At 39.5% G+C, this 25574-nt stretch carries 29 protein-coding genes and 1 pseudogene; 5 read left to right on the top strand and 25 right to left on the bottom strand.

What is annotated here, in order from left to right; all coding sequences use genetic code 11:
• Positions 1–12: 12 nt before the first annotated feature.
• The 8 genes from LVY74_RS00655 to LVY74_RS00620 all read right to left on the bottom strand — a co-directional run bounded on the left by LVY74_RS00655 (position 13) and on the right by LVY74_RS00620 (position 7668).
• On the bottom strand, positions 13–906 hold the full coding sequence (locus LVY74_RS00655) for a hypothetical protein (protein ID WP_237813381.1): 894 nt from the start codon (positions 904–906) through the stop codon (positions 13–15).
• Position 907: 1 nt separating this feature from the next.
• Complete coding sequence (locus tag LVY74_RS00650; RefSeq protein WP_237813380.1) at positions 908–1375, bottom strand: DNA alkylation repair protein; 468 nt, start codon at positions 1373–1375, stop codon at positions 908–910.
• A gap of 14 nt (positions 1376–1389) precedes the next feature.
• A complete protein-coding gene (locus LVY74_RS00645; RefSeq protein ID WP_237813379.1) occupies positions 1390–2034 on the bottom strand; it encodes a hypothetical protein in 645 nt (214 codons plus the stop codon).
• Positions 2035–2106: 72 nt separating this feature from the next.
• Entirely contained in the window at positions 2107–4155 is a 2049-nt protein-coding gene (locus tag LVY74_RS00640) for a hypothetical protein (protein WP_237813378.1), read from the bottom strand.
• Complete coding sequence (locus LVY74_RS00635) at positions 4143–5600, bottom strand: hypothetical protein (protein WP_237813377.1); 1458 nt, start codon at positions 5598–5600, stop codon at positions 4143–4145. Before LVY74_RS00635 ends, LVY74_RS00640 begins: the two co-directional genes overlap by 13 nt.
• On the bottom strand, positions 5581–5919 hold the full coding sequence (locus LVY74_RS00630; protein WP_237813376.1) for a hypothetical protein: 339 nt from the start codon (positions 5917–5919) through the stop codon (positions 5581–5583). The genes LVY74_RS00635 and LVY74_RS00630 overlap by 20 nt, the downstream gene beginning before the upstream one ends.
• On the bottom strand, positions 5916–6266 hold the full coding sequence (locus LVY74_RS00625; RefSeq protein ID WP_237813375.1) for a hypothetical protein: 351 nt from the start codon (positions 6264–6266) through the stop codon (positions 5916–5918). The genes LVY74_RS00630 and LVY74_RS00625 overlap by 4 nt, the downstream gene beginning before the upstream one ends.
• A 262-nt stretch (positions 6267–6528) precedes the next feature.
• Complete coding sequence (locus LVY74_RS00620; protein ID WP_237813374.1) at positions 6529–7668, bottom strand: hypothetical protein; 1140 nt, start codon at positions 7666–7668, stop codon at positions 6529–6531.
• Positions 7669–8060: 392 nt separating this feature from the next.
• Between LVY74_RS00620 and LVY74_RS00615 the strand changes: the two genes are divergently transcribed.
• Together LVY74_RS00615 and LVY74_RS00610 are read left to right on the top strand one after the other, a co-directional pair.
• Entirely contained in the window at positions 8061–8771 is a 711-nt protein-coding gene (locus LVY74_RS00615) for an aspartate/glutamate racemase family protein (protein WP_237813373.1), read from the top strand.
• Between the two features lie 119 nt (positions 8772–8890).
• A complete protein-coding gene (locus tag LVY74_RS00610) occupies positions 8891–10204 on the top strand; it encodes a dicarboxylate/amino acid:cation symporter (RefSeq protein WP_330847856.1) in 1314 nt (437 codons plus the stop codon).
• A 59-nt stretch (positions 10205–10263) separates the two neighbouring features.
• On the opposite strand, the gene LVY74_RS00605 is transcribed toward LVY74_RS00610, so the two are convergent.
• From LVY74_RS00605 to LVY74_RS00565, 9 genes are all read right to left on the bottom strand, one after another.
• Positions 10264–11160 carry a LysR substrate-binding domain-containing protein gene (locus LVY74_RS00605; RefSeq protein ID WP_237813372.1) on the bottom strand — a complete coding sequence of 299 codons (897 nt, stop codon included), beginning with the start codon at positions 11158–11160 and terminating at the stop codon, positions 10264–10266.
• Positions 11161–11369: 209 nt separating this feature from the next.
• Entirely contained in the window at positions 11370–12161 is a 792-nt protein-coding gene (locus tag LVY74_RS00600; RefSeq protein WP_237813371.1) for a hypothetical protein, read from the bottom strand.
• A gap of 12 nt (positions 12162–12173) precedes the next feature.
• A complete protein-coding gene (locus tag LVY74_RS00595) occupies positions 12174–13472 on the bottom strand; it encodes a hypothetical protein (RefSeq protein WP_237813370.1) in 1299 nt (432 codons plus the stop codon).
• A gap of 179 nt (positions 13473–13651) precedes the next feature.
• Positions 13652–13906 (bottom strand): hypothetical protein, encoded by a 255-nt coding sequence (locus tag LVY74_RS00590; protein WP_237813369.1) that lies wholly within the window; start codon positions 13904–13906, stop codon positions 13652–13654.
• A gap of 1 nt (position 13907) precedes the next feature.
• Positions 13908–14690, bottom strand: a complete 783-nt coding sequence (locus tag LVY74_RS00585; RefSeq protein WP_237813368.1) for a hypothetical protein — start codon at positions 14688–14690, stop codon at positions 13908–13910.
• Between the two features lie 61 nt (positions 14691–14751).
• Positions 14752–16521 (bottom strand): hypothetical protein, encoded by a 1770-nt coding sequence (locus LVY74_RS00580; protein ID WP_237813367.1) that lies wholly within the window; start codon positions 16519–16521, stop codon positions 14752–14754.
• Positions 16522–16634: 113 nt separating this feature from the next.
• Entirely contained in the window at positions 16635–17039 is a 405-nt protein-coding gene (locus LVY74_RS00575; RefSeq protein ID WP_237813366.1) for a helix-turn-helix domain-containing protein, read from the bottom strand.
• Position 17040: 1 nt separating this feature from the next.
• Positions 17041–17331, bottom strand: coding sequence for a type II toxin-antitoxin system HigB family toxin (locus tag LVY74_RS00570; RefSeq protein WP_237813365.1), 291 nt, complete (start codon positions 17329–17331; stop codon positions 17041–17043).
• Between the two features lie 99 nt (positions 17332–17430).
• On the bottom strand, positions 17431–18225 hold the full coding sequence (locus LVY74_RS00565) for a BRO-N domain-containing protein (protein WP_237813364.1): 795 nt from the start codon (positions 18223–18225) through the stop codon (positions 17431–17433).
• A gap of 148 nt (positions 18226–18373) precedes the next feature.
• Here LVY74_RS00565 and LVY74_RS17820 point away from each other — a divergent pair.
• The 3 genes and pseudogenes from LVY74_RS17820 to LVY74_RS00550 all read left to right on the top strand — a co-directional run.
• Positions 18374–18505, top strand: a pseudogene (locus LVY74_RS17820) (Arc family DNA-binding protein); the annotation flags it as partial.
• A gap of 372 nt (positions 18506–18877) precedes the next feature.
• Positions 18878–19885, top strand: coding sequence for a phosphoribosyltransferase-like protein (locus LVY74_RS00555; protein ID WP_237813362.1), 1008 nt, complete (start codon positions 18878–18880; stop codon positions 19883–19885).
• Complete coding sequence (locus LVY74_RS00550) at positions 19869–20498, top strand: NADAR family protein (protein WP_237813361.1); 630 nt, start codon at positions 19869–19871, stop codon at positions 20496–20498. Before LVY74_RS00555 ends, LVY74_RS00550 begins: the two co-directional genes overlap by 17 nt.
• A 22-nt stretch (positions 20499–20520) precedes the next feature.
• Here the strand turns inward: LVY74_RS00550 and LVY74_RS00545 are convergent, their stop codons facing one another.
• The 8 genes from LVY74_RS00545 to LVY74_RS00510 all read right to left on the bottom strand — a co-directional run bounded on the left by LVY74_RS00545 (position 20521) and on the right by LVY74_RS00510 (position 25573).
• Complete coding sequence (locus LVY74_RS00545; RefSeq protein ID WP_237813360.1) at positions 20521–21606, bottom strand: XRE family transcriptional regulator; 1086 nt, start codon at positions 21604–21606, stop codon at positions 20521–20523.
• A gap of 20 nt (positions 21607–21626) precedes the next feature.
• Positions 21627–22247 (bottom strand): hypothetical protein, encoded by a 621-nt coding sequence (locus LVY74_RS00540; RefSeq protein WP_237813359.1) that lies wholly within the window; start codon positions 22245–22247, stop codon positions 21627–21629.
• Between the two features lie 150 nt (positions 22248–22397).
• The gene (locus tag LVY74_RS00535) at positions 22398–22865 is read right to left on the bottom strand and encodes a helix-turn-helix domain-containing protein (RefSeq protein WP_237813358.1); all 468 of its coding nucleotides are present in this window, start codon (positions 22863–22865) and stop codon (positions 22398–22400) included.
• Positions 22866–22871: 6 nt separating this feature from the next.
• Positions 22872–23171 (bottom strand): DUF4258 domain-containing protein, encoded by a 300-nt coding sequence (locus LVY74_RS00530; RefSeq protein ID WP_237813357.1) that lies wholly within the window; start codon positions 23169–23171, stop codon positions 22872–22874.
• Positions 23172–23307: 136 nt separating this feature from the next.
• Entirely contained in the window at positions 23308–23616 is a 309-nt protein-coding gene (locus tag LVY74_RS00525; RefSeq protein WP_237813356.1) for a hypothetical protein, read from the bottom strand.
• Between the two features lie 9 nt (positions 23617–23625).
• Positions 23626–24162 carry a hypothetical protein gene (locus tag LVY74_RS00520; protein WP_237813355.1) on the bottom strand — a complete coding sequence of 179 codons (537 nt, stop codon included), beginning with the start codon at positions 24160–24162 and terminating at the stop codon, positions 23626–23628.
• Positions 24162–25292 carry a hypothetical protein gene (locus LVY74_RS00515; protein WP_237813354.1) on the bottom strand — a complete coding sequence of 377 codons (1131 nt, stop codon included), beginning with the start codon at positions 25290–25292 and terminating at the stop codon, positions 24162–24164. The genes LVY74_RS00520 and LVY74_RS00515 overlap by 1 nt, the downstream gene beginning before the upstream one ends.
• Complete coding sequence (locus LVY74_RS00510; RefSeq protein ID WP_237813353.1) at positions 25292–25573, bottom strand: hypothetical protein; 282 nt, start codon at positions 25571–25573, stop codon at positions 25292–25294. The genes LVY74_RS00515 and LVY74_RS00510 overlap by 1 nt, the downstream gene beginning before the upstream one ends.
• Between the last annotated feature and the right edge of the window lies 1 nt (position 25574).

Below are 25574 nucleotides of genomic sequence, written 5' to 3'. Positions count from 1 at the left end.
ACAGGTACCAAATCACAAGGAACCAATCCAAAACTTACTTGCTGTTGCTGTTGCGCCACCCAGTGCACCTGTATTCACCAAATGTGCTGCTGTAAGAACGATATAATTCTTACTCTCGATCTCCAGCAGATCTCCTGCCTGAATTGTTGTAGTTAATGGGCGTAAAATTGTGCCTCGTTGAATCAGAACCTTATTCATGTTCTTCAGCTGCCGACTGGTTAAGCCAGCTTTCTGAATGATTTTCTGTGAAGAAACAGTATCACCATCTCCTAAAATAGTTGCACCATCATCATCGACTGACACATAAGAAGCCTTGTTCATGTTCTCCAACTTATCACTGTTAAACCACACTACGGCACTTGGATCAAATTTCTGGGCAACTTCCTGTTTGAACAGCGCATCGATCTTATAGGCGCCAATCTTGCCATTGCGAAAAGCCATAACGGCAGCTTCCTGTTGCATGTAGAGTGCCAGGCGTTGCGTTGGCATAGAGCCTTTGAGACAAATAAACTCAGGCAAAGGTAAATCAGATCCTAGACTAATTTTGGCACCACTAGCACGATAAGCCGCATTAAATGAGCTCTGATCTAAGATCACAGCATTGTCTACGGCCTGAATTAATCGATTACATCCTTCAGGAATTGCAACGCAGGCTATTCCACCAACACGGCGATCATCCTTAACTGTTTGTGTTTTCAATGGCATGACCTTAATGAGGCTAAAGGTGGCACCGAACTCACCAACAGTTACTTTAGCACCTAATACCAAAGCCTTTTTTAATGCCTCGGTATCCTGCACAGTAAACTCTAGACTGGTAGGAACCGGGACAAGATCCGTCCGTAGTGTTGCACTTAATAAATTGGAAGCAGAAATCGTTAAATTGGCATCAACAAGAGTGATCTGCATTTTACTTACCACTCATGGTGACATAAGAAAATGGTGCCTCAAAAAAAGCTTCGTCCTGCATGGTCTTTCTAGCTTCATTGTAAATTTGTGTCGCTGTATTCACATCTAGACCAAACCCTTCAGCTCCTAGACTCCGCACGCCCTCCATCATACGGGCTTGTTGTAAATCACAATGCGCACGAATCACAGGATCTAGAATTGCCCACTCTGCGGCTTGTAAGACAATATTTTGATCCAGTAGTATTGTGCTGGTTGCATTTTTTTGTGCCTGCAGCATTTGCCATGCTGCATAGTACTGAGCCTCAAGTACTGCTGTATTGATGACATCTTCAGGTAACAGAGAATAGCCATTACTCGATAGTTCTTCATAAAGCTGTGTGGCAATATGATTGATTGAACCCGCTGTAATGCCGAGATAACTCGGTACTTGCGGGTTTTCACTATCCTTGGCTTGTAGTTGCATGGTCATGAGCTAATGACCTCTTAACTAAACAACGAGCCAAGACGACTTGCAGCACTTGCAATTTGACTCACACTACTTAGTGCAGATTGGGTCGTTGAAATAACACTTTGCACACGACTGGCAAAGGACGTTGCACCAGAGCTATTCTGCCCCAACTGTACGGTACCATTAGTTCCAATACTGGCATTAATCCCAAAATAGTTATAATCACATGGGCAAGAAATCGTCATGACTTGAGAACGACTTTCGCTATCAAACTCCGCCTGTTCAAAACGGATAGCACAGTTAAGTAGCTCATAACTCCGAGTGAAGTTATCTAAACGACCATCATAATAATCACAGTCAATTACACCACCTGTCGCCACAATATACTCTGCAAACCACTGATCATAGCCCGCTTCAGTCACCAGAATTTGAATATTGCCTGAATACTTGGTATTGGGAATCCCTGGCACAATCCCTGTAAAACCTCCTGCATATTGCACTTCAGCAGGATCACCATTGGAAACGATCGGACGCATAGAGCCTTTAATTAAAAAGCGCATATCTTCCATACCTTGAGGCACCAACATACCCTGACATGCCAATAATGGAGAACCTTGTTGCTGAATCGCTTCATAATCCTGACGCAATTGCGATAACAGAACCTTGTTGATCTGAGACATCGTTACTCTCTTGATTACTTGTTCTGTGATAGTGTGCGTTAGGCGAAGTTTTCCCTTTTAGCCAAGTACCAATCAAACACTGATTGTTGCTTCACTTGCACTTAATTTCTCTTTAGTAGATGAGTAGGCACTCATACGATAAAAGTAATTTTTTCCTTCATCGAGATAAAAGTGGTCAGCATAGGCCTGATCCGTAGTTGTACACATCAGAATTGGTAATGGTGAAATAGTCGCTGTGCGTGCCTGCATCGCATCTAATAAAATTTGTGTAAAGCTTTCTGCTAATGCATTGTTGCCATAGATTTTGTCCCCAGCAGAAGCATCAAGAATGAAGCTAACAGAATCTTCACTTTCTAGGTTATCCTGCAAATAGCTTTCCAGATACTCAGTTACATCAGCCCCACTGAGTTCAATCTGATTATAAGAGCTCGGATCTGCATCATAATCTGGATTCTCTACGCAGCTAAAGATTAAAGTTAGACTATTACTGAGGTTTGGATCATCTGCAGTTGAATACTGAATTGTAAGACTGCAGCTCGCATCAGTCACACCACAACTGTGACTCACTGACTGGAATGCTCCATAATCATCCGTCTCAGTTTTGTTGGGTAAAATGACCCGGTTGTAATAGTTTTCTGCTGCCTGCTCAAAAGATGTGAAGCTATAATTGACGTCATCATATTGATACCAATACTGGTAGTATTCAGCATTTTCAACCTGGTCTACTGTAATCGTCAGGGTATTTGTGAGTTCAGGATCTGAGGTGCTTTGGTAAACAATTTCAACTTGGCAAGCAAGATCTGAAGTACTACAGCTGTGGGTTGCAGAGACAAAATCGCCATAATCATCATTGTCCGTCTTATTGGCCAAGATCACATTCACATAATATGTGTATGCAGCATTCTCAAAGGATGTATAACTATAGGTCACACTCTGCACTTGATAAAAAGATGCATAATATTGAGGATTCACTGCATTATAGTAAATCACACCCTGTGATGAGAGAAACCATGCATTATTGGCAATTACATTGCCAAGTCCCGTCACACCAACAAAATTGATCAAGCTATAGTTTTTGGCAGCTTGCCAGCGATCGACAATAATTGCGATCAAATCATTGATTGTAGTTGACACAGATCCTGATTCAGAAAATGTATAAGATGTTCCATCAAAGCTTTTGGCCAAAGTCAGTAATGCTGTAAGTTGTAATGTCTGATTGTCTAAGGCCATTTGGCTAAACTTCACTGAAAAGTTGCTCGATGTAGCCAAGCTACTTGCTGTGAAATTCTGAGCATAATCAATAAAATTATTTTGATAATCTTCAGGATTGAATGCACGCTCAAGAATGGTGTTCAGTGTTAATAAGGCCATACTCTCCTGACATCGATACAACTTAAATCCAGAGACCTCATCATCTTCAGACCATGTGGCATTCGCGATACCTGTTAGGGCATCATAGATGACATTGAATAAGTACGGCAGCCCAAAGCCTGTATAGCGGTCATAATCAACACCCATTCGGATGAAGTTCATCGGCTTTGCTGCACAAGCAACACCAATCTTAGATAATCCAAGATCTCGATTTAATGCCAATGCAATGACCTTAAGCACGATATTTGCAGGAACCAGTTTACGCACGGATGGAGATAACTCAACAATTTCACTCAGTTCAACATCTTCGCTAATCTCAAGATTAATTCGACTCGTGAGAAAATAGCCACTTTGCTCAGTTTCGGATAGAAAGCGCGGATACTGTTGGATCTGATCAATTTGATGCCACAGTCGAATAACCTCCCAATTGTTTCCCCACAGCATAGTTAGCACAAACTCTAGAAAGTTTAAGCCTCGCTCACTGCCCAAGCTGATCCATGTTGAATAGATCACCTGCATCAATTGATCAGCTACATCCTCACGACGTAGGACAACAAGTCCGTCTTGCTTGGTAAATCGCTCAATTACCGTGGCACTACCCATATGTGGGCAACCATAATCGACCAGATCCTGCAATCCTGATTGAACATCATTTGCCATCACAGCTTTAAAAGCGTTTAGCAGATCTGTTTCAAGTCCATCTTGTGCAAAACGATCGATAAACGGCGTTGTGAAATTTAGAGTATCCATGAAGACCCCACACTATCTGCAGTTCGTTCAAGATTAATGCTGATACTATCTTCAGACATATACAGCCATTGATGTGGCAAAGTGATATCTGAAGGTGCATTCACTGAAAAATCGCTGATTCTATCCTGAAAGGCTGTGATGTTATTTCGCAGTAAAGTCGCAATTTCCTGAGTGTTAAAACCGTTCAGCAGCCAGCGGCTGGCAGATAATGTGGTGCGACCATACTTATCAATCAGCAAGCCCTTGATCTGTGCTTTCACACTATCCATATCATGTACTGCAGCCAGTCGACCAGTAATGCTGATGTTGTAAGTTTTTTCTTCTACAGTATTGATAATTAACCGATCCTGATAAAGATTGTCTGCACTGCCGATCAGAAGGCTAATTTCACTGGCCATACTGTCCTGCTCAGCACTGTTTTGGGCAATAAATGCCAAATGCAAATGGTTAATATCGGTATAGGTCGCACCGTAGTATTTATCCTGGATATTTTCATTCCAGACACTGATAAAGTGACAACGGGACATAAATTTCTTACGCACTAGAAAATCAAAGTTGCCCAAGTAAACAGCATTTTCATCATAGAGGGATGGATAGCTGGCAAGTACTCGCATTTGTGCCACACTCAATGGATCTGCACCTGAACGAATCAAACCATCCGAGACAAACTTAAAAGACAACTTTTGCTCATCAGTGGTATCAATATCGACCAATGAAGCATCTTTCAGTTTTGAAGTATCGACATAACCATAGGTCTCAGTCACGCCAATAGTAAAAATATCTCCTGTTTGTGCTGTAATCCCTGCTCGATCACTGTCGCCAAATTGCAGGAACAAACGGCGTAAGCTATCCGTCACTACAGTAAAAGCATAATCACCTGCCGCTACATTCATCCAGCGCGCTGACATGCTATAGCGGTTGGGTGTCGGCGTTTCATCATCCTGCACAGTCAATCCGCACAAATACATATCATCTTGCAGATCCAGCTGCATTTGATGAAAGACTTCGGTCAATGGAACGGTATAACTGATTTCACGATACTGGCTTTGTTCTACCTGAACCGTATTTGATGAACCTGCTGCAATGGTCACAGATTGCAGTAAGCGCCAAGGACGTCCACCGCTGTTATCTTCAATTTCCCGATCTTGTGATAACGTGACACTATTTGATGCGCTATTACTGACCTGTAGCGTATGCTGGCAAGAGGTTGCGGTTGGTAGAATATTCTTGTTGGTCGCATCAGCAATAATCGAACGATCACGGGCTTTAATAAATGGTTCAAGCGTTGCAATATCGATTTCACGGGACAGCAAGGACAAATAAGCTGCCAGTGAACGGATCTGTTGCAAGACCAAGGGATCACCCGCATTGTAACGCTCTAAAATGTCAGAATCCGTCAGTTGGGCAACGAGTTTATTTTCATATTCAGACAGCGTTAGCATCATAGGTCTCACTTGACTGGGATTGAGAGGAAGATTGCTGCAGGTTGGTCAAATCAATTGAGACTGTACCGATACGCAAAACAATAATGCGTTTTTCAAAACCACTGGTTGTGGTGTACAAAGACAGCTCATCACTATCTAGACTGGATAAAATCGGTAAATCTGCCTTCATTTTTGCAATAAATTCATCGGCAACATTTGAGGTTAACGAGACCAGAAGCAAACCATTCAAATCTGCTCCATAACTTGAACCGTAATAGGCATTCGGTGGTGTCATCAGCCAATGCTCCACCATGGCAACAATTTTGCTACGGTCAATCATTGGTAAAATCTCTGGTGAACATTATTCAGTAGGCTGTAACCAAGGGTGACAGAGCAATTCCACCAGATCACGGCTGCATAAATCAGAACCAGCAAACATGCACTAATGCCATAACCGCCCAAGGCAGTGAGGATGACCATCAAACGCCATGCAGCGATGCCCACAAAGGTAGTAACAAGTAACAGAATGAACGGTAAGATCCACTTCACATGTTTTACAAATGAATTAAGAAAAGGCTGTTTATTAATCTCGAGAATGATCGCCTTGTTTTTATGAATCCACTTTTGTGCTGACCATCCCATCACTGCGACCAAGATCACCAGGATAAAATCTAAAAAGAGTGTCACTGGCATACTCCATATTCATTAATAGCTTGTAATTAATGTAATGAAGTTGCAAAGGAGCAAAGATCGGTAGTTCCAAGCACTTGCCAATCCATAGCCGATTCGACTAAAATGCAATGGCAGAGGCGAGGACTTCCCGATGGCATTACTTAGTAATGCACAGGGTCTCTGCCGTTGGGTGAATAGCTTTGGCTATGATCCTGTTCCCGCAGTGGTAACCAATCCATAGGGTTCCTAAAGAACGAAGGACGCCACCCCTAAAGGCTCATTTTTGTAATGAGCCTTTATTTTTGTTTCGACGTTCACTGTACTGGCTATCACGAATGCCAGAGATTTGCTTCTCTGACTTAAAATGAGCGCTCTCAAACGTATAAATTCCCTTCACTTCTCGCCAAGTCAAAGCAACGGTGTACTGTTGCCCTTTCACTGGTGCAGCAATGAGCAAATCATTTCCACGACTGATTAACCGCGCATGTGGATGCTGAATCGTTGCAATAATCTGATCTAGCATTTTGGCACGTTCCAGACTCACCACACGTTCATCATTGTGATGGCTAGCACCTTCAGGCTTCTCAGAATAGGCATGATTGGTATCACCAAAATAAACCAGGATTGAAATAGGTTCATGCCCGCCCTTGTCAGGCGCTTTTCGAGAATGAACCTGTAATGCATAGGTTTTCCCTTTAAAGTGACTGTTCCAATAAGCTTCAGCTTCTGCCAGTGAGGAAATCTGCGCCGATGAGGGTAAATGTGGCGCAGACAATGCCTTTTTCCCACTCTTGCCACCATCATCACCAGTCATCGCATGAATTTTGACAAAACTGCTACCACCAAACGCTGAATCAAACTTTCCCAGATCGGATTGACCAGCCCCCTTTGCTGCTTTGGCTTGTTCGATCTTTTCTAGCAGTTGATCACGTAGTTCGGTTTTCTCAACAATTTGCTGATCGAGCACAGCCTCCTGTTCCAGTACTTCTTTTAACTGTACCGACACGCTTTTACTGCTCACCGCTGTATTCTGACTCTGACGTGGGATCTTGACCTTTTCTTTGGTTCGAGAAAGTTCAAATTTCTTTTGCCCATCACGGATCTGCTTGGCCACACCAGTTACGGCGTTATCAAATGTCATCTTCAGATCATTGGAGAAATCACCAGACAGTACAATGCCCTTGCCATTCAGTTCAGCTTTAAAGACATCTGCACCTGCACGGATATAGATCTTGAGGGCTTGGCCACCCGCAAAAACGAATTCTGCTAGCACGGCGCTGACGCCTGCCACACGTTTAACTTTTTCAATATTGATCAGTGGAATTTCTTGCCCTGTTGCAGATGACAAAGCATCTTTGATTTTTTTGATGTATACATCATCTATATTCAAGCCAACAAGGTTTAATTGAGTTGCCATAAAAATGTACCATTAGGTTATTAGCCTTATTCTCCTTTAGTGGTACATACTAATTTTTATAAAGTTCCAACATATTGAATATTTAGATTTCGTGGACCAATGCATCACAACAAAACCAGAGAGCTTTATATTCATATCTAGAATATATTTTTAATATACAAATTGCACCACAACTATGCATTTGTTATGCAAAATGCAACATTATAATGCGATTATTACATGATAAAAAAACAATTTAAATATTAAATTAATAAAATACAAATATTTAACAAAAATTAGTAAATTTAATTTTTTTATAGCATGCAAATTTCACATGACTCATTCGTATTTTGCAATTCTCATTTTCTGAGATATGTAACGCTTATAGCCTATTGACTAACATGGTAAATAATATGAATAGAGCTATTGGCATCCTGGGAGGTATGGGGCCTCAAGCAACTGTAGATGCAATGAATAAAATTATTAAGCATACTCCTGCCCATTGCGATCAGGATCACATCCCTGTAGTTACAGTATCAATTCCAGATATTCCTGATCGCACAGAATCTATTTTAAATCATAATGATAAACCACTTGAGAAGATGTCTGAATACCTTAAGATTTTAGAGAAAGCTCATGTAGGCTGCATCATTATTCCATGTAACACAGCTCATTTTTGGTTTGATCAATTACAGCAACGTACAGCAATTAAGATGATTAGCATCATTGAATCAGCAGTAAATTTTGTTCAAGCCCAGAATATTTCTGAGATTTGTATCTTGGCAACCTCTGCCACAATTAGCACACAGCTCTATCAAACAAAATTTACTCAGAAGAGTATTTCTTGTGTTGTTCCTAGCTATGATTTACAAGAAAAAATCATGAAGAGTATTTATGCTTATAAATCGGGCAATATTAAAAACTCCAAAATAATCATGAGTGAAGTTATAAAAGAAGTAAATAAAAATAGAAAAATCAAATTTTTACTAGCTTGCACGGAAATTCCACTCATTCTGGAAGACAACATTTTAAATTCACCAGAAAACTTCATTGATGCAACAGATTTACTCATTCAAACAGCTATCAATTGGTATCAGAGCTCTCCATCCGAGCACTGCTCATAATCATCAAATAACTATGCATTTTCCAGATAGCTATTTAATGAATCGCATTGGGTAATACTCAAAAACTGTCATAACTAAAAAAGGGACATTTTTTAGTTTTCAAGCCAAGTAGGTGTCATATGAAAAAAGAAGTCACAGTTCGCTATGTATTTATTGCAATTTTCTTAGGAGCAATTATAGGATTAATTTGTCATCACCTTGCACCATCTTTGGATGCTACAAAGGAGATTTCATCTTATTTCAACCTAATCACAGATATTTTTCTTAGATTAATCAAAATGATTATTGCCCCTCTAATTTTTTCAACAATTGTTGTTGGAATCGTTTCTATGGGGAAATCAACATCAATTGGAAAAATCACTTTTAAAGCAATGGGGTGGTTTATCACCGCTTCAATCCTGTCCCTAGGATTAGGAATGTTATTTGCTAATATTTTTCACCCTGGTGTTGGTTTAAACCTTGCTGTAGATGCATCAGTGAATACGCTTCCAACATCAATAAGCACAGATGGTTTTTCTTTAAAGGGATTTATTACTCACTTATTTCCAAAAAGCTTTGCAGAAGCGATGGCAAATAATGAAATTTTACAGATTTTGATCTTTTCTATATTCTTCGGTAAAGCTTTAAGCTTTGTAAATACTCAATATAGTTCTATTATTTTCAAAGCGATTGAAGAATTAAGTCATGTGATGTTTAAAATCACTGAATATGTGATGAAATTTGCTCCAGTTGCTGCATTCTCTGCAATTGCATCTGCAATTACAGTACAGGGCTTCGCTGTATTCCAAAATTATGCAGCATTTCTAGGCTCGTTCTTTTTAGCGCTTGCAGTTTTATTAACACTCTTGTTTGCCTTTGCCTTTATATTTCTGAAAAAAGATGCATTTAAATTGGCCAAGCTGATTCGCGAACCTGTCATGTTGGCATTTGTAACAACTAGCAGTGAATCTGCATACCCAAAAACTATGGATGCACTCAATAAATTTGGTGTCCCTAAACAAATCACTAGCTTTGTTTTACCGCTAGGCTATTCATTTAATTTAGATGGCTCAATGATGTATGCATCATTTGCGATCTTATTTATTGCACAAGCCTATAATATTGACCTTAGTCTGACTCAACAATTTCTAATCTTATTAACACTCATGATCACAAGCAAAGGTATTGCAGGTGTATCAAAAGCATCTATTGTTGTTGTTGCCGCAACACTAAGCTTATTTAAGCTACCTGAAGCTGGATTGTTGCTTATCTTAGCAATTGATCAATTTTTAGACATGGGGCGTACAGCAACAAATGTCGTTGGCAATAGCATTGCAACTGCTGTAATTGCTCGCACTACTCCAATTGAGAACACATCATCAGAGCAACAAATCACTAATGTTCAGGCTATTAATCCATCCATCACGGCAACTGAACAACAAGCTCAGACTTAATAGCTTATAATCTTATCAAAGGTCGGACAGAATCCGATCTTTGATTTATTTAATATAGTTTAAGCAATTGTCCAATCAATTGCTTTAATAAAATTCCATAAACCTTCAGAAGATGTACTTAATCTCGAACTACTTCGATATAAGTAAATATCAACAGATAATACAGATTCTTTCATTGGAATAATCATAAGTTGATTATTCTGTAATTCTTCTTGAATACTATAATCAGGAAGCCAGCCAACACCATACCCCCCTTTAATCATATCTTTTAATAATATACTCATTGAAGATACAAAAGTTGTGCTAAATAATTCACTTTGATGATCTTGAAGAAATTTATTGACCTTTTTCCCCATATAACTATCATCTGTATAATTCATTAAGGGAATAGATGAGTCCTCTAAGGAAAATTTTGGTCGCATAAAATGATTGGGTGCTGTAACCAAATAAAGTTTGGCTGAAAATAATTTATGACATAAAAACTGCGGGTTCATTAAGTCATCATCATAAAAAGACGCGATAAAATCGCATCGTCCATCTCTTAAATAGTCGACTGTTTCATTGACATTAATTGCTTCAACATGAAAAATCTTATCTTTATAATTCTTTAAATTTCCTAAAATTTTTGGAAAAATGTAACCTGCTAAAGAGTGTGCAGAAGCGATTGTTACACGACTTCTTAAATTGTTATCTCCTTTAATACGATCAATATTATATTCAAAATCATTCAAAAGATTACGTGCATGTAATATAAAAAGTTTCCCTTTTTCTGTTAACTGTAATGGTGAAGTTTCTCGATCAAAAAGTTCAAACCCCAAATTATTTTCTAATGCCTGAATACGTCGACTTAATGAAGATTGAGAAATACTTCGCATATCTGAAGCAATAGTGAAATTTCTATATTTTTCTAAAACAATTAAATCATATAACCATTTTATTTCTATATTATTAATCATAATCACTCTCAAATATCTATTTACCTTTTAAATTTTATCAAAAATACTAAAAATAAAAAATAATTTAAATTGATAGTTATTGGAAATAGTAAACTTCGGAATAATAAAGAAATAAGTAACGACTCTAAGAAAATCCATTTATATGCATACTTTTTATAACAAGAAAGACCACCTTTATGGTGGTCTTTTAATTTTATCTAAACTTTCAATTAATATAAACCAAGCTTACGACCTTTACGCAATGATTTCACACGGGTTCTGATTGCATTGGCTGTAAAAGCTTTTAAACGGGCTTTCTTCATGGATTGTTTCTGTTTCGCAGTTAAACGTACCGCCTGATTCGGTAAACGCTTATTAACCACAACCTTACGCCCTTTACGGATTGCCCAAGCGCCTTTATAGATGATCTTGCGCCCTTTCACCTGCTTATGTGAAAAAGAGCCAACCCGCGCACTGCCTTTCTGCTTCATTTGATGTGAACTCAATGCCGCATCAAACTCACCTTCTTCTGGTTCGCCATAGATAAATTCACGTACAAATTCATCCAAAGGCTCACCATCATCAGGTAAATTTGCCAATGCCGTTTCACAGGCCGCCTCAATTGCAGCATCCGCAGATTCAACATCATCCGCAAACATTTGAGAAATAGTGGTTTCATCAATACTCAATGATTCAAATGCATCCTGAACTGCACCAACGATCAAATTGAATAGATCATCACTATCACCATCTTCTTCGTCTGTTGCTTCCACAAGCAGACCATCCAGGTAATCCGATGGCAGCTCATTCTCCAGTTCACCATTGGTCACAGCCAAAATCAAAGCAGAAACGATGTTTAAACCTAATGAACGTGCATGCTCAACTAGAGATTGCACTTCACGGGATTCTGATTTGCTTAACTGCTGGGTTGCATCATTAAAGCTTGTTGCACTGGCAGCATCAAAACCAGCAACCAACAAACCTGCTGAACGTGCACGATATAAACTTCCAAAACCAGTCATGTTTTATTCCTCTTATTTACTAATTACATCATCATCAAAGATGACTGAACGGGTACAACCATTTGGACGTCGTGCCATATACAAACGTACTCGTTCAAATGGTTTTTGTTGGTCAGGAACCAAGCTATATTGATAAGGTTGATAGTCGAGATCCTCTGCTTCAACCAGCAACCCTGCGCTATAACAGGCATTCAGGAACTTCTCGATATCTTTAGAAGCATCAGTCAGATATGAAGATGTCTTTTTCAGCATATGACGCTTTAAAATGTCGCAGACACGATTTGTCGTGAATGTGGCAATTTCTGATGAATTCACCAGACGTAAAGCACTACTATCGCTGTCGTACTGTGTCAGTACATCACTCATCACGAATTTGACACCAGTGTCATAAACAATACGGCGAAGTACATTGATTTTGGCCACCGCAAGCGCCTCTTCCATCTCTTCATCAAAGATCACATCATCACGGGCCGTCATGGCCTTAAATGTGAACGGAAAAGATTCCCCAGCAATTGGATCTGCAATCATTGGAATACCTTGAGCTGTAGTCTTTGCATTACGCAAAGCTTTCATACCAAGGTACTGCCCTAATGCATAACAGGCTTTTTTACGTCCTTTCAATGAAGTTGCATCACGTGGACGACAGGTGTTTGGTGACCAGATAATCTGAACACGATGATCTTGAGCATCTAGCGATTCAGCCAAACTTTGGGCAACGTCAGTATCTAGAGTTGGGTCTAACTCAACCGTGAATTGGATATTGAGCTTATCCATCACACGATACAGCGCTGAATAAACCTCAAGATTATCAAGACCAATTAAACCTAAATCACTTGGTCGCTGATCTAATGAAGTGAGAAGTTTATAGGTTGTATCCGCATCAAAGGTGTCAGGCTGATCATCATCCAATATCAAAATGACTGAGTTACGCCCAAGGCCATTTAGCGCGTTATACGCATCACTGGCCAGAATCGCTGAGACCATGTCATCGCCATAGACCAGTTCAAATGACTTAAAGATTTCCTTCGCCCCAGCCACGTTCCAGATTGATGAGTAATCCTCTTCATCACTATTCAAGTTACCCTGGATTTTATAAATTTCGTCATCTGTAGCCGTGTCAATCCAAGTCATACGACAGATAATCTGACTACCTTTGGTGGGTGTTGAGGCTTTACCAAAAAATTGCATTTTGAGCTGCACATCTGAGCCCAAATAGCTGTACAGGTCATAATCGATACCAAGTGACGCGCTGGATGTATCTGCTAGAGATAATGCACCAGTCGCATCAAGATTTACTGCGATTGCTGTCATATCAGTCTCCCAAATCAATTGGGATCTGTACAACAACGGATGTGTGTTTGCGGATCATTGCATACCACTCAAACTTGTTTGATGCGGTTATTGTGGCAAAGGCAAAATTGGTCAGTTTTGATGTGTACCAAAACAAATAAGGCCCACCTGAGGTGAGCCCTATTTAAGTGCAGTTAGTTTTATTCAGTCACTTCCAAACCTAGTGCTGTAAACCCTTTTAATTCATTAATCTGAGCAATATTGCTTTGCAGCTGCTGATAAGCCAGATCACCCACTAAAGTAAACCCCACAGAGTCTTGTGGCTCAATGAGTAAACCTGTTAATGGTTCTGTCATACGAACTACCGCTTTATTGTTCAGTGTCAGGTTATATTCGGTATCACTGTCACCCAAAATATCGGTAAAAGCATTGGTACCATTGATCACAATTGACATCTTAGAACTCCAATTTGCGCCCAAAATGTTTTAACTGAGTCAGGTTCTTTTTAACCTGTGCCAGTTTTTTCGCATCAGAGACCGTGATTTCAATAGTTTCACCTGCTGCAATCTGAGTACAAGTTAGAGGTTCAGTGACTCGTTTATCACTGTTGTTTTTGACTTTTACTTTATAAGTCACAGCTGCAGCTGCTGAATTAAGTGTGGTTGCGGTTGTTTCTGTAGATGTACCTGCTTCAGAAGTACTGGTATCAGCACCTGCCTGCACCGTTTCAGTGGCTTTGCTGGTCTCTGTTGTAGATGCATCTGTTTGGGTTAAACCTGTTGACGCTGTGGTAGTTTCTTCAGTATCAGAATCAGCTGCTTGCGAATCAGCTTGTATAGTTTCTGACGGAGTTTCTGTTTCAGTTGTACTGGCTTTCTTACGACCCCGCTTTTTCTTTGGTTCAGCTTGAGTGGTTTCTACTTCTGACGCAGTGGTATCAGTAGTTTCCTCATCTGCTTGAATTGCGTCACCAGTTGATTCACCTGCAGCCGCTGTATTCGTAACAGATACATCCGTACTGCTTGCAGATGGTTCCACTGTTGGCTCTGGAGATGTTTCATCTTCAGCCGCTGTAGTATCTGCATTAGATTCTGCACTGCTTTCATCTTCTGATGTAGATTCTGTTTCAGTACTTTCATCGCTGGACTTGGTGGTTGCCTGAGTTTCCTTAGATGAAGTAGCTATAGAATCCGCTGTTGTCACTTCAGTATTTTCTTGAGTTGTTTCAGTATTGCTCACGTTATTCTCCTGAATTTGGATAAAAAAAGGCGTAATTTCTACGCCTTTTTAAAGTCAGACCTTAAGCACCTAGTGCTGGCAAGTTGATCATTTCAATCACAGCAACCTGATCGGCATAACGCTCTAATGGGTTACGTTCTGCTGCCATTTGGCCATGCAAGCCAAACTGCACATCACGGGTATCAGGTTTTGCTTCACGGAAAATCGGTGGCTGAGTAATCGTACCTACAAATGGATTACGTGCAGCTTCAGCACCATTGCCGACCAATTCAAGCTCTGCTGAGTTCACCCCTTCAGTCACTACGCCTTGAGCTGTTGGTGTGTGATAGACATCAGTTCCATCGTTCAAAGTACCGATACGGACGATTTCACCCCAAGATGCAATTGCACCTGTTTTCGCAAACAGACTGGAGTCCATTTGATTAAAGAACACCGCACCCAAATCACCAACGTAGAGGCCGAATCGTGTAGTCGAACCACCTGTTGCCTGACGGATCTTCATTTTTGCCAAAGCAATAAATTTGAATACTTCGCGGATCAGATCGGCAGTGGTATTCATTGCCGCTGTTAAATTGCCTGTTGCACCACGGCTGGCATCAAAGGTAAAGACACGCTTGTTGTCATCGCTGTCCATATACTTGGCACAGTCTTTACCATCCTTAAGTAAGCGCACGTTCTGCTCAAGGAAGTACTTGCCTTGCATCGCAGCTAATGCTGCACCTACAAAGCCCAGCCCAAGTTCATTGGCCAACTGGTTTGTGGTGTTATAAGACACGTTAATTTGGTTGACGAATGGAACTGACTGGATCAAGTCATAATCAGGCTCAAGGCTTACACCAACAGGCTGAATAATGTGCTTCTTATTACTGTCCTTCGCATCAAAGTCAGCAACAACATGCACTTCGATATTGGCAGTATCAGGTAGAGCTTTATCGAATGTTGCAGTGATTGTGCGATTAGTCACATCTACAGAAACGCTTTGCAGGGTGTATTCAACGTTTGCGATTATCGTGATTGGCTTCTTCACGATGGCGGCAATTGTGCCTTTTTGAACAGAAAGACTTTGCTCACCACGGGTATGGGCAACTTCACGACCATTGACTCGCAAAGATACGTTACCTGACAGGAATGGCAAAAGTGCACCGTTGGCATTTGGCGTTTTATTACTGAAGTCACTATAAGTACTGCGGGCAGTGACTGCATAAATATTGGTATTTGTAGCATCCTGCTCTAATGCAAAAGCAAAACGACCTTCAGCATAGGGTAATGCCGCCTTTTCACCATCCAGATACTCACCTGCATCCATTGCACCAAATGCTGAGTCTGTCGTGTAACGTACCGCAACCACAGGTACACGGGTACTATTGGTTGGGTTTGGTAGCATGGTGACGATTGGTAAGGCATTCGCAATGACGTTGGCAATGGTCACAACCGCCATAGCAGGCACAATAGCCGCTTGTTCATAGCCACCATTTGAGATGCTATCGAAGCTTGCTACCTGCTCAAGAAATTCTGATGAATATTTTTGTTTGGCAACGGATTGACCTGCGTAAAGTGCTGACGCAATCAGTTCATTGCTTGGTAGATCACCGCCATTACGATCTTGATAAATGCCAATACCTAAGCGTACAGCATCATCAATTTTATGGTGATATTCTGAGGGAATGCTGTCAAAGATTGCAGCTAGTGGTGCTGGTAATGTTGCTGGATCAACAGCAATGCTATCAAATTCAGCAACTACACCGTTTTGGAGGTAGTAGTTCGCACATTCTGATGCAGCCTGAATCTGCCCATCAAACAGTTTTTGCATTTCTTGGTTTAATGCACCCATCTTTTTACCTATGTAACGAAGGAATTTCGATGGAGAAAGCATTACATGGGGCAAATTAGGTGTTTCTGGTAAGTACCAAAAAATGAAAAGCTGCCCGACGGCAGCTATTCTATCTATTCTAAAAAAGTTTCTGCTGAAACATTGAATCGCTCACATAGCGCCTTAATCTGACGAAGATTAAACTGGCGTTTCCCATTTAGAATTTCTGAAATAACGGATTGGGTTGCAACCTCGGGTAGATCTGATTGCCCTAAACCATGTTGTTGCATTAAAAATGCCAGTGCAGCTCGACCATCACCTTTAGGCATAGGTAAGTGTTCATTTTCATAGTCAGAAACGATGTCACCTAACTGATGTACTAATCCCATGAGTGGATGTGTTTCATCATCCCCCACGATATCCAGTAATTCATCTAATGCTTCGACCAGTGCATTGAAATCATCTTCATTTTCAGGTTTGGTGAGCAATGGTGCAATATAGTGCCAGTGGTCAACCGCCTGTTTGATCATTGCATTCATGTTAGCCCTCCTTCCAATGACCTTTATCATATTCTGTGTGAGATAGAACATGACGGATATAGACTCTTTTTGCTTGATACATCACGACAGCAATTAGTCGTATTTTGTTTCCGCCAATATCAAATACATGGAACTTTCCAACTTTATCAACGGCTGGGAAATAGCCTTTCATTTCGGCAAAGTCCTTAGGATCATTTGCTTTAATGAGGCGATACCAGCCATCTAATGCCGTTTCAGCCTGTGGCCACTTTTGGCATGCTTCAACAATTCGAGCATGGGTGATAACGTGCATATTAATTATCGCATTTTGCTATATTAGAAGTATATCGAACTTATCGCATTTTGCAATAAAAAGCTGCCCGAAGGCAGCAATCGACTGTAGGTTTAAAGATTAGAAGTGACTTCTTGGAATATGTCTAACTTGAGATAGATCCCACGGATAGTTTTCAATTTGTTTACGCAGTTGCTCCCTTCTATCATCTTCTATAAACATCCAAGCAACAAAACCTGCATCATTAAAGAAATCATGGACACTTGCAGCCATATGGGGATTCATAACTCTTATTGCACCTCCAAACTGTTTCCACCAGCCGTTTAGCCACACCAGATGAATTGCCATTGCTTTCACATTGACATTTTCTAGCTCAGTTTTATTTTTTAGTACCATTGTTTCTAGGTAGTTCACAGCATCTTGGAAATGGATGGCTAAAAGTTCGCTATAACGTGGGATTTTAAAGTGTTGATTGTGTCTGCTCCAAAGCTCTGCACGGCGTTTAACACTACCCTCACAACGGCGATCTACAATTTCTTTTAGCTCAGCTTGTTGTTGTGCATTGATTTTAACGCGGGTGTCAATTTGCTGTTGCAGTACTTCTTTGTCGAGTATGTCCAAGACCCATTTGCGGAATTCTTTGGCGACTGGGGTGCGAGCAAACATGGCAATTAGATGGGCGCCACGTAGTGAAAAAACTCTTACTTCACGTAATTGCCCCTGTAACGTCATTTTGACGTTACGGCTCATATAGTTTGAGAACTCATCACAATTACGTTCATAAATCTTATTAACTGCATCTTCACGCGCATAGCCTAAAGCTTGACCAATCTCACGAGATGTAATCCATATTTGTTGATCGTATTCCTTAGTATTAAAAGTTGTTTCATGAAAAGTTAATGCTAAACTACTCATATCAATATCCTCAAATGATGTTGGTGAGTGCCCCATGATCCGCCAAGATTGTTCGGGGCATTTTATTTTTCAATAATGTCCAGTGGACATATTGCAAATATATATGTCCACTTGATACCATGTCAACAGATTTCATTAGGATAGTGTCATGGGTAAACATTTAGGTGTCGCTTATAATTTGCGCTTACCACAAGAACTAAAAGATAAAATTGCAGAGTCGGCTAAAGAGCTGAATCGGTCTATGAATGCGGATATTGTTGCTCGTTTGGAAGAGAGTTTTGCAATTAATAATACCCAATTAAGAGAAAATGAAACCATCATTGATAAAAACTTACTCAATGAACTTTTATTGATGAAAGCAGAGTTGTCTAAAATATCTAAGATGATAGAAAAAGAATTTGATTATGCTGAAAATTATGATCTTGAATTAGTAGAACCAGATATTCCTCCGTCTGTAGAGCTTCCCTTAATTACAGTTGAGGACAATGATGATGAAAAAAAGAAAAAGGCGTAGCTTAAAACTGAATATAGATATTATAGAAAAAACACCTTAAGGTGTTTTTTGATTAAACTATTTAAGATATTCAGATTGCAAGATTACAAAAAAAATATGATAATCAAACAAAATATCTACAAACTATAAATTATTGACATGCAAAAAGATTTTGATAGAATTTTTTCCGTACTTAAAACATATGAAAATTTTGAACAGTATATGTTAAATCATGATAATACTGTAAATGAGGGTTTATTAAAAAATCATATTAATCTTTGGATATCACAGTTTGATGCCACAGAACAAGAATTCATGGCATCAATTACAGCAAATTTACTAGAGCAACGTTTTCTTAGCAAAGAAAATGAAATTAATTTTATTAAAGGTCTATTTAACAATCCCACTCTTTTAAACAATGATTCCATGCCCTTTCCATTAAATATACAAAGAAATGGAAATAGTCAAAATCGGCTAGTTCAACATTACACTTTATTTATGAATGAGTTAAATCATTCTTATTCGCAAGATTCTGTCATATATTTAGATGATTTTATTTTTAGTGGCGGTCGAGTTTTCAGCGATTTAAGTAATTGGATCCCCTTACAAGATAAATCTTATAATATCTTTGTAGTAGTGATTGGCTATCATACGAATATTTGGAGTGTAAAAAATCAATTACATGCAAAAATATTTCAAAACAATCAAGCTAAGAAAATTCAAAGCACGTTAAGCTTTTTAAAATGCTATGAGTGGGAAAATAGACTGTTCAAAAAAAATGAATCTGATATTTTATGGCCAATGGAAAAGTTTTTCAAAAATCCAAATTATTATTCACATATTGATCCAAAATTTAATTACAGAGACGGCTTTCTAGCAACTCCTCAAAGCTTTTTCAAAAATAATGACGACCGAGTAAAATTTGAAAACATATGCTTGAAGTATGGTTTTAAGATAATACAAAGATGTCAAAATCCAAATAATACAACTCGACCTTTGGGTAACTATCGGTTTGGCTATGGATTTGGTGGATTAGTGTTTACTTATAAAAATTGTCCTAATAATACCCCTCTATTATTCTGGTGGGGAAGTAGTGATCCACATAATCCTATGTATAATCAATGGCATCCTTTAATGCCAAGGAGAACATATGGACAAGCTTGCTGAGCGAATTTATGACCCAAAATCTCAAGAATTAGCAATTTTTAAAAAGACTCATGAAGAATGGGGTGGCTATTCTAATATGGCATCTGGATATCCTATAATTATTAATGATATCCATATACGATCATCTGAAGCATTGTATCAAGCTCTTAAATTCCCTGACCATCCAGAAGTTCAAAATAAAATTTTAGCTCAAACTAGCCCGATGACAGCTAAGATGGTAGGAAAACCTTTTCGCGAATTTATTAGATCAGACTTTGATTTAATCAAAATCAGGATCATGAAATGGTGCATATATGCGAAGTTGCTTTCCAATTTTGATAAGTTCTCAAACTTACTTCTAGAATCAGGAAACAAAATAATTATTGAAGAATCTAGTAAAGATAATTTTTGGGGGGCAAAAAGGACTAAAGACAATAAGCTTATTGGTGTTAATGTACTTGGTAGAATCTTAATGCAAACTAGAGATAATATTAGAACTGGTCAAATACCTGACCGACTCGAACCATTTAAAAATATAAATGATTTCAAACTATTAGGTCAAAATATAACTACAATTTATAAATCTAATGGCACTGTGGCTGACCCATTAAAGCCTCAACAATCCTTACTGTAACTCATACAGTAAGAAAGCGCTCTTAGGCGCTTTTTTCCACAATTCTTAAAACTCTTGGTTTTCTTGGAACTTCCATTCCAACCAAGTTTTCAAGGAAACCAACATTCACATCTAAGGCTTGAGCTATATCCTCTGCAAAGATTTTCTTTTTTGCGAGCATAGCAAAGCAAGCTTGAAGCAGTTCAGGCTTCTCCTGAGGAATTAAGTGATCTTCTTTTTCAGTAATAGCTTCACTATTTTTTCTCAAAGCAATTACGCCACTGGTGTACTGCTCCTGAGTCAATAAACCTAAAGACTTTGCTCTATAAAGAATCGCAGCCTTACTTACCTTCCAAGTTTGCTTAAATTCACTCAATTTAGACCAGTTATAACGACCACCTTTGAACCATGTAGGGAAATGAGTTCGCATCATTGTTTGAGGAATCAATAATGCAGATGCAAACTGATTTGCCTCAGACTCAGTAATACGATCACCTGTAACCATACCATCGTGAAGTACGAGATGACCAAGCTCATGTGCCAAGTCGAAACGCTGGCGACATGCACTTTCTTTCGCTTCATTACGAACAAAAATCGGACGTGCTGTTGCCAGAGACAATGCATCAACTTCAGACGATAAAGACTGAAAAGTCGTAACAACTACGCCATGTGATTCACATAGACGAACCATATTACTAATCGGACCTAAACCGAGTCCCCAATCAGCACGGCACTGTTCAGCAATCGCTTCAATTGAACCAGAACGGCTAGAATTGTGAATATCATATTTAGGCAATCTAAGTTTAGAATCTAAATATTCAGTCAGACGCTTAATATATTCTCCACGAGCAATAACAACTTGCTTAGTTGCTAACTTTGTAGATCTTAGGCTTCTAAAGTTGATTTGCTCTTCCTGTAATACAGGTTTTACATGGGTAAACAACTCTTCAGGAACGTTAAAGTAATTGGCAGCTTGTTGAATGAATTGATCACTGGGTATCGTTTGCCCTGTCTCAACTTTGTGAACGTACTGCCGTGTGCACTCAAGGTGCTGACCTAATTCTTCCAAAGACAGCTGGTTAAACTGTCTTAAAAGTTTTAGCTCTAATCCATTAAAAGGCGTGTTCATAATGACATTGCTTGTTACTACTATTTAAATTCGGTATCCAAATCTTCATCTTGAAGGTCATCTTCATCAGGATCCTCAACTTCTGGAGCATTAAGTTGAACTGACTCAGGTGTGATAGGATCAACTAAATGTAACTTATTACCGTCCAAATTGTCATTAGATCGCCAATAAGCTACTGGTAGATTGGCTAAATTAAAACCTACAAATTCGACATAAGCTTCATCTTCTTCGGTTTTAGGTTCATTAAGAATAAACTTCCAAACAACAGGTTGATTGTCATTGACCTGAAATAAATCATAATTTGTTGGTGTGTATTTTCTTAACTTTAAGGATTTTGGGTCTGTAAAATCACCCTTGCAGAAGCCAATTTGCGCATAACCAATTTGAAAAACAAATCTAAATGTTCCATCTTTTAAATGAACATCTACTGGACAATCTTCAGATATGATTAATTTTTTAAATTGCTCATAGGTACGACCAAATATCGCTGTACCACGCGTATAGTTATTATCATTTTCACTATTTAGAATTTCGTGAACATCATAATAAATTTCTAGCATTGGTATTGCGAAATACTCTAGAACTTCTTCAGTTAGAAGTGGTTCAAACACTGAGGGAAGATGTAACTTCTTCTCTGCCATAAAAAATAGTCCAAAAAATTGAGATGTGGGTAAATTCAAAATAGGACTATTTTTTAATTTTGTCAACCAATATTTAGGACTAAAAACTAGATTTGTCAACTAAAAGGTATCTTATAATTTTATAAAAAAAAGCACCCTTAGGTGCTTCTCTTATACTCTGCTATTTACATCCATACGGCTATGATGCCAAGAGTGGTTTGCACCATAAGAAAAACTAATTTCATTTGGAACTAAAGTTCTTTCCTGATGGTTCAATTGCTCAATCATACTTCTAAGCGCACCATCACCTTGTGCATGTTCTTTATATAAAGCACGTAACAATAGTTCTGCCGGCTTCCCAATCTGTCCACGATCAGCTTCCCATGAACGCACACTTGTTTCACCTACGCCCAACACACCTGCAAGATTCTTTTGTGACAAATTGAGTTCTTTACGCAAGAAACGAATTTCTTCACCTGTAAGATCTGGCTTTTGCATAATCAAGTACAGGCCAATGGCATTATGAAGTTCATGAACAGCATGGATCGAAACAAGCTCGCCATAATCTTCATCATCTTCAATGGTATAACCATTTTGCAACCATACATTGCTTAAACCGCTTTCTTCATAGTGATACATATAGAATTACTCTTTAAATGTAGTGACAACTATCGAAGAATCTCCGTTTTCGTTCATCTTGATCACCACCGCAGTCGTTATATATTCGCCAGCAGTGCGAACAGATACATTGAGTTGGTAATCTCCACGAATATTTATATACGGTCCTTCGGTAATATCTCCATGTTCAAAACAGCAAATAATCTGTTTGAACGAGATATTTCTCTCTTTCATTCGCTCTCTTGCATGCTTGGAAAGCTTAATCTTGCTTGTGTCAGTGGCAAATTCTCGAAGTTTTAGTTTTGCTTCTGCTGAGGTTAAACACATAATCAAGATACTATGCAGTGGGCTAATGATAGAAAACCGTCAAAATTTGACGGTTCATTATTATTTATCATTTGATAAGAGATTTGCAAGCATTATATAAATTAAGGCAGCTTGAATGTTTAAGGCTAACAGATAATCACCCACTCACCCCACTGGTCACATACACCGCCACATCATTACCCGCCGTCACCTTATAACGGACAGAATTCCAACAATGCTGGCGAAACGGTTCACTATCGGCCACACCTGCAGTAATAGTCACAATCGGAATCCAGTGGTCTTCATTATTTGGATCAAGCAGATCCAAAGGCACATTCGACCCTGAAAACTCAACGTCAGCACCTGCACCAATCACCTGATAATTAAAAATTGCAGAAGTACATTGAGATTTCACCCCAACATCACCTACTTTCAGCCCTACTTGTTTGAATAAGAGATATGCCATGACTTTGCTCTAAGCTTTAATTGGATCTAACTGTAGATCATCACGGCGATTCAGAATGTACTTAGTACCAAAGTCAGCCATGACCGTCTGCCCAGTCAAACTGACCACTTCAAACCACACTAGAAAATCCTCATACACCGAGAGTCCAAGCAAATCCCCTTCCTGAATATGCATGTCCGGAATGTTATTGATCTGCTCAGCCAAACTTTGCAGCGTATCGTCATAGGGTTCAATTTGGGTAGAAATGGCCACTTCATTCGGATTGACCATAGAGAAGTTCTTATGCAAATAACCCCCGCCAAATTTGTCTGCCAGCACATAGACCATGCCAATGTATTCATAGCTGTAATTTGGTTCATCCTGTGCTGAAACTGCTAAGGCTTCAAAGGACAAACCACTTTCAGGTTCTGTTTTATCCTGGCTATTGTCGTAAACCACATGCTTACGCCATAACTGCGCCGTAACACTGGCAAGGGTATTCATCACAATACGCCGTGCTGCAAGGCGGCGACCATTCGCAACCCGATTCACTGCTGTGTTCAGCATTATTGTGCCCCTCGTTTAAACATTGAATATTGCTCCTGGCTAATTAGGTTCATGGCCAGTAATGCATCCAAGCGCTTTAATGCCTCCTGCTTCTGTCTTTGAATGATGACATCAGCTGCCACTTGACCTTGCTCTTTGGCTAAGCGTTCCAATTCCTTGCGCTGGCGCTTTTCTGCTTCCTTGATTCGAGCTTTAGATAAATTGGCAGCACGGCGCAACATTTCTTTCTGAGCAGCCTTTTCATTGCGGGCAATTACCTTGGTTGCCTTACTCTCAAGGATCTGCAACTGCTGATCCAACTCTTTGCTCAGTTGCTTCTCAGTCTGTTTACGGCGAATGCCATTTTGTGTCTTGCGCTCTTTATCAATCTGCTTGGCCATATACTGACTAAACATTGGTGACTGAATATAAGTCATTACCCGTAAAACGTGCTTACATGCCACCCCAGCAAGATGTGGGTTGGTGATCTTGGGATAACCTTCTTCCTGACGGCCATAGCCATATCCGCCGATTGAAGCGATATAACGAAACCAGTAGGTATGCCGACCGCAATCACACTCAAATCGTAATTTGCCTTTGGCCAAACTCTGTATCTGATCCTTGGTTACAGCATGTGGCTGCATCACCAAGGTTGGATAACGCACAAATTCAACATTCACATGGTGCTCAGTGACTGAACTGTCTTTACTGGCATTGGTCATAAAATGGATTACGCCATTTTTCATGCTTAATGGCACAGCCATAAAAATCTGCTTGTTGGATTTTTGAATATCAAATGGTAAGCTCAGGTTAATTACCTGCTTTGCTGTAATCCCTTTCTTATACTGATCCTGCAACAAGGCAATATTCTTTTGGAAAGCAACCAGATCATCACGGGTAACTCGGCGAATATCATTGCCTAACGTGGTATAAAACACTTTCTCGATATCGTAATCCACGCCCTTTTGAATATCCTGAGGACGTAAAAACGTCGGTTCAGTACGTTTGGCATCACCTTTGCCTGCATGCAGCCGCTGCTCATTCAGGTTGCCATAACGCTTGTTTGCCTGCTGGCGTAAATTTCCTTGTTGGGCTTTCTGGTTCAGATGCTGATGAATAGCACGTAAAGCATCGGGTTCAAATTCTGCCATTACACTTCATCCGTCATATAGATCTTGCGTAAGGCAAGCACATCTTTCAGTAAAGGTAAAACAATCCGCTGTTCTGGCAACTTCTCCCATACTCCTGATACACCACACGCTACCAACACAACATCTACATGTTGACGGTTGTTATAGGCTCTATTACTTAAAAGCGTTGGATCTGAAGCTTCATCAACCTGAACATCCCAAATGATCATGTTGCTTAGATTGCCTATATTCTTCAGACGCTCAATATGCTCACGGATGGCATTGCGATAATCATTAATCATA

It is taken from the genome of Acinetobacter sp. ME22, from assembly GCF_022012315.1.
In the GTDB taxonomy this organism is placed as follows: Bacteria; Pseudomonadota; Gammaproteobacteria; order Pseudomonadales; family Moraxellaceae; genus Acinetobacter; species Acinetobacter brisouii_A.
This window is presented reverse-complemented; position numbering and strand designations above follow the sequence as displayed.

Excerpts from the sequence above, each read along its gene's own strand:
- LVY74_RS00655 (WP_237813381.1), bottom strand. The coding sequence starts at position 906 with ATGCAGATCACTCTTGTTGATGCCAATTTAACGATTTCTGCTTCCAAT.
- LVY74_RS00650 (WP_237813380.1), bottom strand. The coding sequence starts at position 1,375 with ATGACCATGCAACTACAAGCCAAGGATAGTGAAAACCCGCAAGTACCG.
- LVY74_RS00645 (WP_237813379.1), bottom strand. The coding sequence starts at position 2,034 with ATGTCTCAGATCAACAAGGTTCTGTTATCGCAATTGCGTCAGGATTAT.
- LVY74_RS00640 (WP_237813378.1), bottom strand. The coding sequence starts at position 4,155 with ATGGATACTCTAAATTTCACAACGCCGTTTATCGATCGTTTTGCACAA.
- LVY74_RS00635 (WP_237813377.1), bottom strand. The coding sequence starts at position 5,600 with ATGATGCTAACGCTGTCTGAATATGAAAATAAACTCGTTGCCCAACTG.
- LVY74_RS00630 (WP_237813376.1), bottom strand. The coding sequence starts at position 5,919 with ATGATTGACCGTAGCAAAATTGTTGCCATGGTGGAGCATTGGCTGATG.
- LVY74_RS00620 (WP_237813374.1), bottom strand. The coding sequence starts at position 7,668 with ATGGCAACTCAATTAAACCTTGTTGGCTTGAATATAGATGATGTATAC.
- LVY74_RS00615 (WP_237813373.1), top strand. The coding sequence starts at position 8,061 with ATGAATAGAGCTATTGGCATCCTGGGAGGTATGGGGCCTCAAGCAACT.
- LVY74_RS00610 (WP_330847856.1), top strand. The coding sequence starts at position 8,891 with ATGAAAAAAGAAGTCACAGTTCGCTATGTATTTATTGCAATTTTCTTA.
- LVY74_RS00605 (WP_237813372.1), bottom strand. The coding sequence starts at position 11,160 with ATGATTAATAATATAGAAATAAAATGGTTATATGATTTAATTGTTTTA.
- LVY74_RS00600 (WP_237813371.1), bottom strand. The coding sequence starts at position 12,161 with ATGACTGGTTTTGGAAGTTTATATCGTGCACGTTCAGCAGGTTTGTTG.
- LVY74_RS00595 (WP_237813370.1), bottom strand. The coding sequence starts at position 13,472 with ATGACAGCAATCGCAGTAAATCTTGATGCGACTGGTGCATTATCTCTA.
- LVY74_RS00590 (WP_237813369.1), bottom strand. The coding sequence starts at position 13,906 with ATGTCAATTGTGATCAATGGTACCAATGCTTTTACCGATATTTTGGGT.
- LVY74_RS00580 (WP_237813367.1), bottom strand. The coding sequence starts at position 16,521 with ATGGGTGCATTAAACCAAGAAATGCAAAAACTGTTTGATGGGCAGATT.
- LVY74_RS00575 (WP_237813366.1), bottom strand. The coding sequence starts at position 17,039 with ATGAATGCAATGATCAAACAGGCGGTTGACCACTGGCACTATATTGCA.
- LVY74_RS00570 (WP_237813365.1), bottom strand. The coding sequence starts at position 17,331 with ATGCACGTTATCACCCATGCTCGAATTGTTGAAGCATGCCAAAAGTGG.
- LVY74_RS00565 (WP_237813364.1), bottom strand. The coding sequence starts at position 18,225 with ATGAGTAGTTTAGCATTAACTTTTCATGAAACAACTTTTAATACTAAG.
- LVY74_RS00555 (WP_237813362.1), top strand. The coding sequence starts at position 18,878 with ATGCAAAAAGATTTTGATAGAATTTTTTCCGTACTTAAAACATATGAA.
- LVY74_RS00550 (WP_237813361.1), top strand. The coding sequence starts at position 19,869 with ATGGACAAGCTTGCTGAGCGAATTTATGACCCAAAATCTCAAGAATTA.
- LVY74_RS00545 (WP_237813360.1), bottom strand. The coding sequence starts at position 21,606 with ATGAACACGCCTTTTAATGGATTAGAGCTAAAACTTTTAAGACAGTTT.
- LVY74_RS00540 (WP_237813359.1), bottom strand. The coding sequence starts at position 22,247 with ATGGCAGAGAAGAAGTTACATCTTCCCTCAGTGTTTGAACCACTTCTA.
- LVY74_RS00535 (WP_237813358.1), bottom strand. The coding sequence starts at position 22,865 with ATGTATCACTATGAAGAAAGCGGTTTAAGCAATGTATGGTTGCAAAAT.
- LVY74_RS00530 (WP_237813357.1), bottom strand. The coding sequence starts at position 23,171 with ATGTGTTTAACCTCAGCAGAAGCAAAACTAAAACTTCGAGAATTTGCC.
- LVY74_RS00525 (WP_237813356.1), bottom strand. The coding sequence starts at position 23,616 with ATGGCATATCTCTTATTCAAACAAGTAGGGCTGAAAGTAGGTGATGTT.
- LVY74_RS00520 (WP_237813355.1), bottom strand. The coding sequence starts at position 24,162 with ATGCTGAACACAGCAGTGAATCGGGTTGCGAATGGTCGCCGCCTTGCA.
- LVY74_RS00515 (WP_237813354.1), bottom strand. The coding sequence starts at position 25,292 with ATGGCAGAATTTGAACCCGATGCTTTACGTGCTATTCATCAGCATCTG.
- LVY74_RS00510 (WP_237813353.1), bottom strand. The coding sequence starts at position 25,573 with ATGATTAATGATTATCGCAATGCCATCCGTGAGCATATTGAGCGTCTG.